Here is a 13,477-nt window from a genome sequence, read left to right on the forward strand (position 1 = left end):
ACCGCGAAACTTTCAGAAAAGGACCCTATAGTGCCGCGCGCGCCACTATAGCATGGAGCACATTTCACTCTGTACAGGAATTTCGTGGATTTACAAAGATTTTCAGATTAGGCCTAGCCCGCACAACAAAACCGCAATAACCTTAAGAAATCACATGTCTTTTTATGTTTGAGTGTTTTTTAAACAAATCAGTTTTATTTAATAATTACTTACAAATGCTAGCACTCTTGCGCGTGGCGAGATACCGTTTTTTGAAAGTTAGCGATTTTAAATCAGCAAGTTATAATACTAAATAGTTGTAAATAAAGTAATTATATTTGCAACTATTTTATGAAAATGCTGCCAGACTGACAATATCCCCACTAATGCTGGTTCAATGCGGACTGCGCTGCTACCCTATATCAGTTCTGGTTGATGAAGGTGATAAAATTTATATGGAGTGGATCGCTGATCCCACTATCTGGGCCGGTTTGGCAACGCTTGTGGTGTTGGAACTGGTATTAGGTATCGATAACCTTGTCTTTATTGCCATTCTGGCGGAAAAACTCCCCGAAAAATTCAGAGATCGTGCCCGCGTTGTGGGCTTGTCGCTCGCGTTATTGATGCGTCTGGTGCTGCTTGCCTCTATGTCTTGGCTGGTTTCTCTCACCGCCCCGCTCTTCACCCTGTTTCAACAGCCATTTAGCGCACGCGATATCATCATGGTGGTCGGTGGGCTGTTTCTGCTGTTCAAGGCCACGGTAGAACTCAATGAGCGGTTAGAAGGCAGAGATCAGGAGCAGCATGGCCAGCGCAAAAGAGCGCGGTTTTGGGCGGTTGTGACACAGATTGTTATTCTGGATGCCATCTTTTCGCTCGATTCGGTGATCACCGCTGTGGGCATGACCGATCATTTGCTGGTGATGATGTCTGCCGTGACCATCGCCATTGGGCTAATGATGCTCGCCAGCAAGCCGTTAACCCGGTTTGTAAACGCTCACCCTACCATTGTCATCCTCTGCCTCAGCTTTTTGCTGATGATTGGCTTTAGTCTGGTCGCGGATGGTTTTGGCTACCATATTCCCAAAGGCTACCTCTATGCAGCGATTGGTTTCTCCGTATTGATTGAGGTGCTAAACCAGGTTGCCCAGTTTAACCGCCGCCGTTTCCTCACCTCTGATGTGCCACTGCGCCAGCGTACCGCCGATGTAATCCTGAAAATCCTGCGCGGTGAGCATGAAGATGCGGAATTGAATAACCAAACCTCGGACCTGATTGGTGATAACGCACAAAGCGGTAATGCGGTGTTCAGCCGTCAGGAACGGCGCATGATTGAACGCGTGCTCGGCATGGGGCAGCGTAGCGTCAGCAGCATCATGACCTCTCGCCACGATATCATCGCCGTCGAGCTTCAGTCTCCCCAGGATGCGCTGGCAGCGCTGTTGGAGAAAAGCCCGCACACCCGGCTGGTGGTAATACATAGCCCTACCTCGGATGAACCAGTGGGTATCGTGCACGTGGCCTCCTTGTTGCAACAACAGTTGCGCCATGAACCGCTCGATCTGCATAAGCTGGTGCGCCAGCCGCTGGTGTTCCCTGAGCAGATATCTTTACTACAGACACTAGAGCAGTTCAGAACGGCAAAAACCCACTTCGCTTTTGTGGTGGATGAATTTGGTTCGGTGGAAGGCATTGTTACGCTGAGCGATGTAATGGAAACCATCGCCGGAAATCTGCCAGTTGAAGGAGAGGATGTCGATGCGCGTCATGACATCACGCAAAATGAAGATGGCAGTTGGATTGCCAATGGCTATACACCACTGGAAGATCTCGCCATGTACATCCCGCTTACGCTGGATGAAAAACGTGAATATTACACGCTGGCCGGGTTGATGATGGAGTACTCACAGCGCGTGCCCCAGGAAGGCGATGAGCTCACCATCGACGGCTATCGCTTCAAGATATTAAGCATGGAGAGCCACCGAATCGTCAAAGTGGCAATCACTCAGGAGCACACGCCTGAGCAGGATTATGAAGTATAGACGTGAAGCATCCCCCACCGATAAACAGTGAGGGATGCTTATTTTCCTTACGCCGGAATCAAAATTTCCGTAGCAACTACCACCACAATCAGCCCGACCAACACCGGCACAGATGTGCGTTTTACCACTTCAAACGGCTAGACCTTCGCCATCCCAGCCACCGCAACTACCTCGCCTGACACCGGAGAAATGGTTCTGCCAAGGTTAGAGGCTTGCAGCATCGGGATCGCCAGGTAGGCTGGGTTGATGCCCATCTGTGAAGCCAGCTTGGGGATCAGTTCGACAAACGCATAGAACGGCGCGTTGCCCGACCCAGTGGTCATTGCCGCCAGCATGGTGATCACGACCAGCACCAGCATGATAAGCAGAGCGCCGCTGCCAAAGAATTGCACCAACCCAATCAACACGCTGATAAAGCCGATGGTGCTTAACCCCTGTGCAAATACACCTGCAGCAACCAGCAACACCACTACGCTGGAGAAAGCTTCAGCCATGCCCTTGTATGCGACATCCAGCCCGGCGTAAATGGTTTTGGCGTTCAAGAATCGCAGGAATTCACACACCGCTGCCAGCAGCATGCAGATCACCAGAATGGTGATAATGTGCAGTTCCGGTCCCCACTTTCCATCAAAAATCAGCACACCGATGATCGGCGTGAACGGCAAAATGGCGTACAGGCGCGGCGCATTGGTTTCAATGTCTTTCGCTTCGACCATTTCATGGCTGATGTTCTCTTTTCGGTCGATATAGCGCTGCCAGAAGAAGTGGGCAATCGCCATAGACACAATGGCGGCGATAGAAATGGGTAGTGTCACCTTAAAGGCAAAATTCACCAGCTTCATTTGCGAAGCCTGTGCCGCCAGCACCACGTCGCCAGAAGTTGGCGACAGGATCAATGCCGCTGGCGAGGCGCAGATCGCCGCCGCCGCGCCGCGACTGATGCCGACATTCACCATGACCGGGAACAGCGTTGCCATCAGCAATACTCCCAATCCGGTGGCAGATGACACAGCCAATGGCATCAGGCAGGCAACGAAATAGGCGGCAATCATCAGCAAATAAGGGGAGTTGATCACTTTCAGCGGGCGTGAAACCAGTTTTACCACAACGTCATTGGCATCAATATGCGTCATGTAGGCAGCAAAACCGCACAGTACCATGATCATCATGCCGAGATCGCCGCCGCGACTCATCAGCAGAATTTTGACGTATTCAACAATATCCGTTAAGCCCCACCCCGTGGATTTCGCACTGGCGGGTTGTTGCTGCTGCCCATCAGCACCGTCACAACCACACCTATAAGGAGTTCGATCATGATGTTTCTCTGTCAAAAGTGAACGTAAACAAATGCCTGACGGGCAGACATCAAATAGCGCTCTGGTATAAGAAAACGTGATAAAAGCAGGGAAGTTTACTGATTTGTAGAAAAACTACAAATGGCAAAGATCAAAGAAGTAAAGTTTATTTCCGCAAAGGAGATAAGGTTAATAAACTGACTATTGGTGTATTGAAAGAAAAAAAACAGGAACGCGCGTTGTTAACGTGGCAACCCCACAGGAGAGAGTGTAAAAAGATCTGTGTAAATGGCATTTTGAGGAAAACCTTCAGAGGACAAAAAATGCCTATCAGCAACGAACTTATTGACCAACTGCTTCAGGATTGCCACTCCCCTCAGGAGCTTCTGGGTGAATCAGGCCTACTCAAGGAGCTGACTAAAAGACTGGCGGAACGGGTTCTTGAAGCTGAGATGGAGATACACCTTGGGTATGCTAAGCATGACCCGGCTGGTAATAATTCAGGCAACTCCCGCAATGGCAAGACATCCAAGAGCGTACGTAGCCAAAATGGGGCGCTCGAGCTCGATATTCCGCGCGACCGCAACAGTACCTTCGAGCCGACACTGATCGGTAAGCACGAAAAGCAGCTTAACGGCTTCGATGACCGCATTATTTCTCTCTATTCCAGAGGGCTATCAACCCGTGATATTCAGGCTCACTTTAAAGAAGTCTACGGGGTCGATGTTTCCGCTGGCTTCATTTCTCAAGTGACCAATGCCGTGATGGATGACGTTAAGCGCTGGCAGCAACGGCCGCTGGATGCGTTTTATCCCATTGTTTACCTTGACTGTATTGTGGTCAAAAGCCAGGACGGCGGAGCCGTGACCAACAAGTCTGTTTACTTGGCTCTAGGCATCAACGGCCAGGGCGAAAAAGAGCTGCTGGGGCTATGGATAGCCAAAACCGAGGGGGCCAAGTTCTGGTTATCTGTAATGACAGAACTGAAAAATCGTGGGCTACAGGACATCTTCATCGCCTGCTGCGATGGCCTGAAGGGCTTTCCTGATGCCATTGAAGCTGTTTACCCGCATACGCGGGTACAGCTCTGCATCGTGCATCAGGTGCGGAACTCGCTGCGCTACGTCGGCTGGAAAGAGCGTAAAGCCGTTGCTGCTGACCTCCGCACTATCTATAGTTCCGCAACGCTAGAGGGCGCTGAAGAGGCCCTGGATGCCTTCGCGGCCAAATGGGATGAACAGTTCCCGACGATCAGCCCATCGTGGAGAAATAATTGGGAACGTCTCATCGTCATTTTTGATTTTCCGCCGGAGATCCGCAAGGTTATCTACACCACCAACGCGATAGAGTCGTTAAATGCTTCATTGCGCAAGATAACGAAAACGCGACGAATATTTCCAACGGATGACTCGGTGCTAAAATTATTCTATCTAGCCTTGCATACTATCTCGGCTAAATGGACCCTACCAATCAGAGACTGGAAACCGGCTATGAGCCAATTCATGTTGATGTATGGAGATCGGATTTCCGGTTAAGCGATGGAGCCATTTACACGAAATGCTTTACAGACTCGATAAGTCCCCCCGATTTATCGTCCTCGACCGCAAGATCGCGCCATAGGCGAATCAAAGCTTGTCGAGAAGCTGTTTTAGCCCTTTACTGGTCTGGCTCTGCTGGTTTTTATCTGCCCATTCATTGAGCCGCTTTTTCATCTCATCCTGAAGGCGTTTACGCAGCAACTGATCGACTTGCAGTTGATAGCTCAGGTTATTGATCGGGCCGTAAATACGCAGCGGTACGCTGGTAGATTTTAAAATGTCCACCAACTGCTCGTTGCCGCGCCAGCCGTCGGTAATGCGCACGTTAAAATTCATGTCACATTGTTGAGCCGGGAGATCAAACTGGCTGGTGCCAGTGAGCGACAGCAGGGCGGATTGACCAGTGATATCACTTACCCGCAGTTTGCCCGCATTAAGATCGGCATTGCCAGTCAACCGTGTAATGTCGGTATAGCGATCGTAGCGCTCTAACGCCTGCACATTGCTGTTGTTACGCACCACCGCCAACTGAATCATCTGCTGGATATTCACCCCCTGAAAACGCAGGTTGTCCACGCTCAACGCCGCGTTGCCCCGCCACTGACGCATCAACGCATCCAGCGAGAAGGTATCACCACTAAACTGCCCCTTTAACGACAGTTTCCCACTCACCGTTTGCGGCAACGCGAATGCTACTGTCAGCGGCTCAACGCTCACCCCTTCAATAGTAGGTTGCAAGGTGATTTTCGGTGTTGCCTTCGCATCCATTTTTCCGGTCAGTGCAATATGCGCGCCGTTAAGCTCACTCTGCAACGAGGAAAGGGTCAGCACGCCAGCCTGATTGACCGCATTGAGGTTAAGTTTGCTGAAGGTCAGGCCACGGTAGATAAACGTGTCCACTTGCAATGCCAGCTGCGCGCTGAACGATTGCCATAAGGCATCTCCCTCACTCAGCCCGCGTTCCGTCGAGACCACCGGCGTCACCGTCTTGATCACAGTGGGCGTAGCGTTTTGCGTTTGTGGCGTTGGCGCACTTCCCAGCAGCGCATCGAGGTTTAGTCGAGCCGCGTTAATGTCCAGCGTATATTCCGGGTGATCGCCCAAGGTTGCTGTCGCATTCCCGCTCAGTTGACTATCACTCATCGCCAGCGTGAACTGACTTACCGTGACTTTTTCTGGCTGAGTCGCACCCGCAGCTTGTTGATAACTGGCTTGAAGGCTACCACTGCCGCTGATACCGCCAGCGGGAATTCCTGCGCCCTGAAGTTGGTATTGAAATTGTTCGATGCTGGCGTCGATTTGCTGCGGATAGTGCTGCATATAGAGACTCGCCTGAAGTGATACGGCAAGATCGCGCTGATCGCGATTAATGCGGCTGGTCAATTCCAGCGCCAGTTGGCGATCGCGGCTCTCTTCCAGCGTGAGGTTGATATCGCGCACGTTGAGTTGTTCGTCGTCACCACGTTGCAAAATCAACAAGCTATCCACGATTTTTAACTGATTGACGGCAAGTCGCCAATTACGCGTCTCTTCCGGCGTTGACGACCCCGCCGGCGCAATAGGTGCGGTGCTGGAACGATGCGCTTCGCTTTCAGGCGTTAAGCGCACCACCGCCCCTTTGAGCATCACCTGTTTCACTTCCAGACGATGTGACAATAGCGGCCAGAGTTTAACATCGAGGCGCATGTTTTCTGCACTGACAATCGGTGCCGCCGCTCCCGGTGCCGTTAGCGACATACCGCCGGAGAGAATGCTGAGTTGCGGCCAAACGTGCCAGCGCAAATCCCCTTCTAACTGCAAACGGTATCCGCTGCGGGCATCGACCTGGCTTACCATATAAGCGCGGAAATCGTTGGGGTTCACCAGCATGACCAGCGCCGTCATACCGACAGCCAGCACCACAAGTAAAATCGCCAGCGTCGTCAACACTCTTTTCATGCCATCCTCCCAACAATCAGTGCAACAGCATTATGCACTGGCGATCAATCCTTATCGATTCGGCTCGCCACAGCGCCCTGCTGATCTTTGTATTTCGCATCTTCACGACGGTTGTAGGGGCGCGCGGCCGGGCCAGAGAGCGGTTCAAAACTCAATGCACCGATAATCATGCCAGGACGTAATGCCAACGGTAGCTTACCTGAATTATAGAACTCCAGCACAATTCTACCCTGCCAGCCGGGATCGATGCGATGTGCAGTTACGTGAACCATTAATCCCAGGCGCGCCAACGATGAGCGCCCGTCGAGCCAGCCCACCAGATTGTCCGGCAATGTTACCGACTCCAACGTCACCGCCAGCGCCAGTTCACCGGGATGCAGGAAAAACGCTTCTCCTTCCGGCAAGTTGATTTCATCACTCATCACGCGATCGAGCGCCGCACTGACTTCATCTTTCGGACCGCTTAAATCGATAAATGCGGCTGTGTGTCCGCTGAAAACGCGAAACTGATTGCCCAGCCGCACATCCAGCGTTGCGCCGTTAATTCGTTCAACGGGAGGACGGGGGGTGATAACCAGGCGTCCATCGTCTAGCCAGCTTTCTATGTCGCGATCGCACAGTCTCATGTTGTTCCCTTTTCTCGGTTACGCCGTCATCGGTGAATTATTCAAAAAACTGACTAATTTTGGCTTTCAGAATATCAATAGCAATACGGTTTTTACCGCCACGTGGCACAATAATATCTGCGTATTGCTTGGACGGTTCAATAAATTGCAAAAACATCGGGCGTACTGTTTTTTGATACTGCTCCATGACCGAATCCATAGAGCGACCACGTTCGTTCACATCACGGCGCATACGACGCAGCAGGCAGATATCCAGCGGGGTATCGACAAAAATGGAAAAATTCAGCTCAGCGCGCAGGCGGACTTCCGTCAGTAACAAGATACCTTCCAAAATGATCACTTTCTTTGGCAGCAAGCGTACTGTCTCTTGCTTACGGGTATGCTCAACGTAACTGTACTGTGGCAACTCAATCGCTTGTCCGGCCTTGAGCATTTTAAGATGCGTTAACAGCAGGTCATGGTCCATGGCATTGGGGTGGTCGTAGTTGGTTTTCACCCGTTCTTCCATGCTCAGATGGCTTTGATCTTTATAATAACTGTCTTCCGGGATGACCCCGATATGCTCATCCCCCACCTGATCGCGCAACTCGCGATACAGCGTACTGGAAATAAGACTTTTACCAGAAGCGGATGCTCCTGCAATTCCGATGATGACACACTGGTGAGACGTCGCAGCCATGACAATAAATGACCTGATAAATGAGGGAAATGCCGAATGGCATAGTAACGGGTAAACAAACAGTAACGAGCGAATTATAGGGAGTTAAGGCAGGCAGCGCCAGCCCTACTCATGGTCATTTCTGGTTTGCAAGGGAATTGGTGAGCGTGCACACGTTGTCTCGGCACAACGAAAGATTACAAACGTGAAAACAGGTTGAAGCGAGGCTTTATGTGGCGCATTTCCCGCTCACCGAGCGAGTTCAACAGTGAAGCGGCACGCTTTCACCGCCGAAAGATCAGTAATACTGACGCTCCCGCCGCGTTACCAGCCAAACGGTCTGCCACAATCCGTGCTGTTATCTACACATCCGCGAGCACGGACACGTTCCATACGCCGGTCCCTTCTGAATACCCCATCGTGCCCCATCGAATAGAGTGGTCCATTGGCATGCATACCGGGTCTTTTATTCTGTTGCGCCTCATAATTATAAGGCGCGCATGCTAGGAGAGTGACAACGGGCAGTGTGAAAATAAGCCATCTTAAGATTGTCGTCATCGCGCTATCCCTCAACATCAGTAGGTTCATCGGACCAAAATTATCACAGGTGTCGCACCTGAGATACCCACAGCGCGTTTTGATTGGCGTTTGGTTTAAATGAACGGTAGGTGTCCCGTCATAACGCCGGGAACGCTGATAATGGGCGAGTGATTTATCAACGCGAGAATCCGCCAGGCGGACATGCGGGTTTATAGCAGGCAGTTCCCGCCAGTGCGGGAACCCTATTGCCCCATTCCCACTCGAAACGCAACAAAGTGACACACTGGCCAGAGTCGGATAAAATCACCGTTCTGGCCCTACTGGAGATCCCGTTGCATGCAGGGAAAACATCTGACTCACAAAGAACGGTTCTACATCGAAAAGCGGCGTGGTGATGGGGTTAACCAGGCCACCATCGCCCGGGAACTGGAGCTTCCTCGTTCTACCATCAGCAGGGAACTCAGACGCAATACCGACGCCGCTTTCAACGGGGTCTATTCCTGCAGAAGGGCCGAAACGTTGGCCAGAGGGCGGCGGCAGAAAACACGGCCGGACAGCGTGATTAACCAGCTTGAACCGCACATTCAGGACGTTATCAGAACGGCGCTGTCTACCCACACCTCACCTGAGGTCATCAGTGGGCGCCTGGTCCTGGAATTTGGCCTGTCCGTCAGCAAGAACTCGCTCTATCGCTATATCCAGCAGGAGCGCCGGGCCGGCGGTGAGCTGTATCAGCAGCTCCCTCATCGGGGTAAACGGTATAACTATCAGACCGATGAGAACAAACGCGGTCCTATTCCCAACCGTGTTGGCATTGAGCAGCGGCCGGCCGTTGCTGACCTCAAGCAGGAACCCGGGCATTTCGAGATTGACACCATCTTTGGCAAAGATCAGAAATCATTCCTGCTGACGGTGGTCGATAAAGCCGTCAAGCTGGTCATCATTCGCAAACTGCCCAACAAGCGAGCAGAGACAGTGGTAGCGGCCTTCAGGGACATCGTTGCCAATACCTTCTGCGAGTTTAAAACCCTGACTGCTGACAACGGTTCTGAATTTTCCCAGCACGGGGAAATTACAAAAGTCACGGGGGCACCGGTCTACTTTGCCCGGCCATATCATTCCTGGGAACGCGGGTTGAATGAGCATACCAACGGGCTGATACGGCGTTTTTACCCGAAGGGAACGGACTTCAATTATGTCACCCATCGCAAGGTTGCAGCACTCGAACACCTGCTCAATACGCGAGGCCGAAAATCGCTGGGTTATCGTTCTCCAAATGAGGTATTTTTAACGCACTTACAGGCGGCATAATGCCCTACCGTTTTGTTGCGTTTCGACTGGGAATGGGCCATTGACCCTGCATAAAATCGATCACACTGCGCGGAACGAAATCTCGGTCGGAATGACTTCACCCTGCCAGTAAAGCTGTGCAGCCACTTGCCCAGCCAGTTCACGATACAGTGAGGTGAACTCGCTGTCCGGTTTGCTGGCAACGGTGGGTTCACCGCGATCGAGATCTTCACGTAGCAAGATATGCAGCGGCAGTTGCCCCAGCAGGGCACAGTTGTATTTCTCCGCCAGTTTCTGCGCGCCGCCGGTGCCAAAAATAGGCTCCAGATGACCACAGTGGCTGCAAATATGCACGCTCATGTTCTCGACGATACCCAGCACCGGCACGCTGACTTTCTCAAACATGGTGATACCCTTCATGGCATCCACCAACGCAATGTCCTGCGGTGTCGTCACCACTACTGCGCACGTCACTGGCACGTTTTGCGCCAGCGTCAACTGAATATCCCCGGTGCCCGGCGGCATATCCAATACCAGATAATCGAGATCCGGCCATAGCGTATCTTGCAGCAGTTGCAACAGCGCTTTACTCGCCATCGGGCCGCGCCACACCATCGCATTATCATCCGTCACCAGATAACCGATAGAGTTGGTTGCCAGGCCGTAAGCCATGATGGGCGCCATATGTTGACCATCCGGCGAGGTCGGGCGCTCGCTGGCGGTGCCCAGCATGATCGGAATGGACGGACCATAGATGTCGGCATCGAGAATACCCACCGACGCGCCCTCTGCGGCCAACGCCAGCGCCATGTTCACCGCGGTGCTGGATTTCCCTACGCCGCCCTTGCCAGAGCTAACGGCAATAATGTTTTTAACACCTTTGACACCTGCCTGGTTGTTTACGCGGCGCAGCGTGGCAATACTGTGCGTCAGGCGCCATTCCACATCCTTGGCACCGGTTAAACGCATCAAATCGGGGCTGACGGTCTCTTTTAATACGTCCAACCCACTCAACCAGGCAAACGGCATCACCAGTTCGATGCGCAGCACCTCATCCAGCAAGGCACAATGATGCAGGGCATTGAGGGTCGTCAGGTTATTTTTCAGCGTCGGGTGCTTAAACGTGGAGAGGACACCGGTCACCAGTGCCTTCAGCGTATCGGGGGTTTGCTCAGGGATTGTTGCGTTCATCCCGGCTCCTTATCGATCTCATTATTTTGTGGAAAAACGGCCATAGCATAACAGAATGCCCCGTTCCGATCGTTGACCTCAGTGAAAAAATCGACCCGAGTCGCGTGAACGCTGTATTGCCGGCGTTTGGCAGTATTTTCCGCTTGCAGCGGTTTACGCCATAAGGACCTATCGGTTAACATCGGGATTCGTTCTCATCATCATGAAAGAAAGTAAGTTCCCCACTATGACTCAAGTCGCTAAGAAAATATTGGTAACCTGCGCGTTGCCTTATGCTAACGGATCAATCCACCTCGGCCACATGCTGGAGCATATCCAGGCTGATATCTGGGTCCGTTATCAGCGAATGCGCGGCCACCAGGTTCACTTTATCTGTGCGGATGACGCCCACGGTACACCAATCATGTTGAAAGCACAGCAGATGGGTGTGGCACCGGAGCAGATGATTGCGGACGTGAGTCAGGAACATCAGCGGGATTTCGCTGGCTTTCAGATTAGCTACGACAATTATCACTCCACCCACAGTGAAGAGAACCGGGAGCTGTCCGGTCTTATCTATGGTCGTTTGAAAGAGAACGGTTTTATTAAGAACCGCACCATTTCGCAGCTCTACGATCCGGAAAAAGGTATGTTCCTGCCGGACCGTTTTGTCAAAGGCACCTGCCCGAAATGTAAAGCGGCCGATCAGTATGGCGATAACTGCGAAGTGTGCGGTGCGACCTATAGCCCAACGGAACTGATCGATCCGAAATCAGCGGTTTCCGACGCTACGCCGGTGATGCGCGAGTCAGAGCATTTCTTCTTTGATTTGCCCGCATTCAGCGAAATGTTGCAAGCCTGGACGCGTTCTGGCGCATTGCAGGAGCAGGTCGCCAACAAGATGCAAGAGTGGTTTTATGCCGGCCTGCAACAGTGGGATATCACCCGCGACGCGCCCTACTTCGGTTTTGAAGTGCCGGATGCGCCGGGCAAATACTTCTACGTCTGGCTGGATGCGCCGATCGGTTACATGGGGTCATTTAAAAACCTGTGCGACAAACGCGGCGATATCGATTTTGATGAATTCTGGCGTAAAGAGAGCAGCTCTGAACTATACCATTTCATCGGTAAAGACATCGTCTATTTCCACAGCCTGTTTTGGCCCGCCATGTTGGAAGGCAGCGGCTTCCGTAAGCCGACCAACCTGTTTGTGCACGGCTACGTGACGGTAAACGGCGCCAAGATGTCCAAATCGCGCGGCACCTTTATCAAGGCCGAGACCTATCTGCAACATCTGGATGCTGATTGCCTGCGTTATTACTACGCCGCCAAGCTGTCGTCACGCATTGACGATATCGACCTCAATCTGGAAGATTTCGTACAGCGCGTTAATGCCAATATCGTTAACAAAGTGGTTAACCTCGCGTCGCGTAACGCCGGTTTCATCAATAAGCGTTTTGGCGGGAAACTGGCGGAAACGCTGGCTGATGCCGAGCTTTATGCCACCTTCACCAATACGGCTGACAGCATTGCCGAAGCCTATTCCAACCGGGAATCCGGCAAAGCCATCCGCGAGATCATGGCGCTAGCCGATATCGCTAACCGCTATGTGGACGAACAAGCCCCGTGGGTGGTGGCAAAAGAAGAAGGCCGCGATGCGGATTTGCAGGCGATTTGCTCGATGGGCATCAACCTGTTCCGCGTGCTGATGACCTACCTGAAACCGGTATTGCCATCACTGGCCGAGCGTGCCGAAGCATTCCTCAACACGACATTGGCGTGGGATGCGGTAGCACAACCGCTGCTGGGTCACGAGGTGAAAGCGTTCAAAGCGTTGTTCAACCGCATCGATCTCGACAAGGTCAATGCGATGGTTGATGCCTCCAAAGAGGACATGAGTGCCAAGACAGTGGTGACAGGTCCGCTGGCTGACGATCCGATTCAGGACACCATCTCTTTTGACGATTTTGCCAAAGTGGATATGCGCATTGCTCTGATCAAGCAGGCAGATTTCGTGGAGGGCTCTGATAAGCTGCTACGATTGACGCTGGATCTCGGCGGTGAAACGCGCCAGATTTTCTCCGGCATCCGCACGGCGTATCCCGATCCGAAAGCGCTGGAAGGGCGTTTGACCATCATAGTCGCCAACCTGGCCCCGCGTAAAATGCGCTTTGGCGTGTCGGAAGGCATGGTGATGGCAGCAGGTCCTGGCGGCAAGGAGATTTTTCTGCTCAGTCCGGATAGCGGCGCACAACCGGGAATGCAAGTGAAATAACACATCAAGCCGCCTCCGGGCGGCTTTTTTATCGCCCTTCTTTTGCCGCAAAAGCCCCATTCCCACTCGAAACGCAACAAAGTAACCCACTTGCCAGAGTCGTATAAAATCACCGTTCTGGCCATA

At 52.3% G+C, this 13,477-nt stretch carries 8 protein-coding genes and 1 pseudogene; 4 read left to right on the forward strand and 5 right to left on the reverse strand.

Annotation, left to right across the window (positions count from 1 at the left end; translation table 11 throughout):
- Positions 1-434 precede the first annotated feature (434 nt).
- On the forward strand, positions 435-2,021 hold the full coding sequence (locus ACQGXV_RS35515; RefSeq protein ID WP_440867811.1) for a TerC family protein: 1,587 nt from the start codon (positions 435-437) through the stop codon (positions 2,019-2,021).
- Between the two features lie 47 nt (positions 2,022-2,068).
- On the opposite strand, the pseudogene dcuC reads toward ACQGXV_RS35515, so the two are convergent.
- Positions 2,069-3,295: pseudogene (gene dcuC / locus ACQGXV_RS35520) on the reverse strand (anaerobic C4-dicarboxylate transporter DcuC); the annotation flags it as partial.
- Between the two features lie 344 nt (positions 3,296-3,639).
- On the opposite strand from dcuC, the gene ACQGXV_RS35525 reads away from it, so the two are divergent.
- Positions 3,640-4,851: an IS256 family transposase gene (locus ACQGXV_RS35525; protein WP_440864641.1), complete on the forward strand. Its 1,212-nt coding sequence runs from the start codon at positions 3,640-3,642 to the stop codon at positions 4,849-4,851.
- Between the two features lie 90 nt (positions 4,852-4,941).
- Here the strand turns inward: ACQGXV_RS35525 and asmA are convergent, their stop codons facing one another.
- Genes asmA through udk form a run of 3 tightly spaced genes read right to left on the reverse strand, consistent with a single transcriptional unit; the run spans position 4,942 to position 8,097 of the window.
- Entirely contained in the window at positions 4,942-6,792 is a 1,851-nt protein-coding gene (asmA, locus tag ACQGXV_RS35530; protein ID WP_440864642.1) for an outer membrane assembly protein AsmA, read from the reverse strand.
- Positions 6,793-6,836: 44 nt separating this feature from the next.
- Positions 6,837-7,418 carry a dCTP deaminase gene (gene dcd / locus ACQGXV_RS35535; protein WP_222160069.1) on the reverse strand — a complete coding sequence of 194 codons (582 nt, stop codon included), beginning with the start codon at positions 7,416-7,418 and terminating at the stop codon, positions 6,837-6,839.
- Between the two features lie 37 nt (positions 7,419-7,455).
- On the reverse strand, positions 7,456-8,097 hold the full coding sequence (gene udk, locus ACQGXV_RS35540) for a uridine kinase (RefSeq protein WP_196906238.1): 642 nt from the start codon (positions 8,095-8,097) through the stop codon (positions 7,456-7,458).
- An 855-nt stretch (positions 8,098-8,952) separates the two neighbouring features.
- Between udk and ACQGXV_RS35545 the strand changes: the two genes are divergently transcribed.
- The gene (locus ACQGXV_RS35545; RefSeq protein ID WP_440862518.1) at positions 8,953-9,927 is read left to right on the forward strand and encodes an IS30 family transposase; all 975 of its coding nucleotides are present in this window, start codon (positions 8,953-8,955) and stop codon (positions 9,925-9,927) included.
- Between the two features lie 60 nt (positions 9,928-9,987).
- Here ACQGXV_RS35545 and apbC read toward each other — a convergent pair whose 3' ends face one another.
- Positions 9,988-11,097, reverse strand: a complete 1,110-nt coding sequence (gene apbC, locus ACQGXV_RS35550; protein ID WP_440864643.1) for an iron-sulfur cluster carrier protein ApbC — start codon at positions 11,095-11,097, stop codon at positions 9,988-9,990.
- 226 nt (positions 11,098-11,323) lie between these two features.
- Here apbC and metG point away from each other — a divergent pair, with 226 nt between their 5' ends.
- Complete coding sequence (gene metG, locus ACQGXV_RS35555) at positions 11,324-13,351, forward strand: methionine--tRNA ligase (RefSeq protein ID WP_440864644.1); 2,028 nt, start codon at positions 11,324-11,326, stop codon at positions 13,349-13,351.
- Positions 13,352-13,477 lie beyond the last annotated feature (126 nt).

The sequence above is a fragment of the Symbiopectobacterium purcellii genome (assembly GCF_052050035.1).
GTDB lineage: Bacteria > Pseudomonadota > Gammaproteobacteria > Enterobacterales > Enterobacteriaceae > Symbiopectobacterium > Symbiopectobacterium purcellii_A.

What these genes read in the sequence shown, in the direction of transcription:
- ACQGXV_RS35515 (WP_440867811.1), top strand. Translation starts at nt 435, where the DNA reads ATGGAGTGGATCGCTGATCCCACTATCTGGGCCGGTTTGGCAACGCTT.
- apbC (WP_440864643.1), bottom strand. Translation starts at nt 11,097, where the DNA reads ATGAACGCAACAATCCCTGAGCAAACCCCCGATACGCTGAAGGCACTG.
- dcd (WP_222160069.1), bottom strand. Translation starts at nt 7,418, where the DNA reads ATGAGACTGTGCGATCGCGACATAGAAAGCTGGCTAGACGATGGACGC.
- ACQGXV_RS35545 (WP_440862518.1), top strand. Translation starts at nt 8,953, where the DNA reads ATGCAGGGAAAACATCTGACTCACAAAGAACGGTTCTACATCGAAAAG.
- udk (WP_196906238.1), bottom strand. Translation starts at nt 8,097, where the DNA reads ATGGCTGCGACGTCTCACCAGTGTGTCATCATCGGAATTGCAGGAGCA.
- ACQGXV_RS35525 (WP_440864641.1), top strand. Translation starts at nt 3,640, where the DNA reads ATGCCTATCAGCAACGAACTTATTGACCAACTGCTTCAGGATTGCCAC.
- metG (WP_440864644.1), top strand. Translation starts at nt 11,324, where the DNA reads ATGACTCAAGTCGCTAAGAAAATATTGGTAACCTGCGCGTTGCCTTAT.
- asmA (WP_440864642.1), bottom strand. Translation starts at nt 6,792, where the DNA reads ATGAAAAGAGTGTTGACGACGCTGGCGATTTTACTTGTGGTGCTGGCT.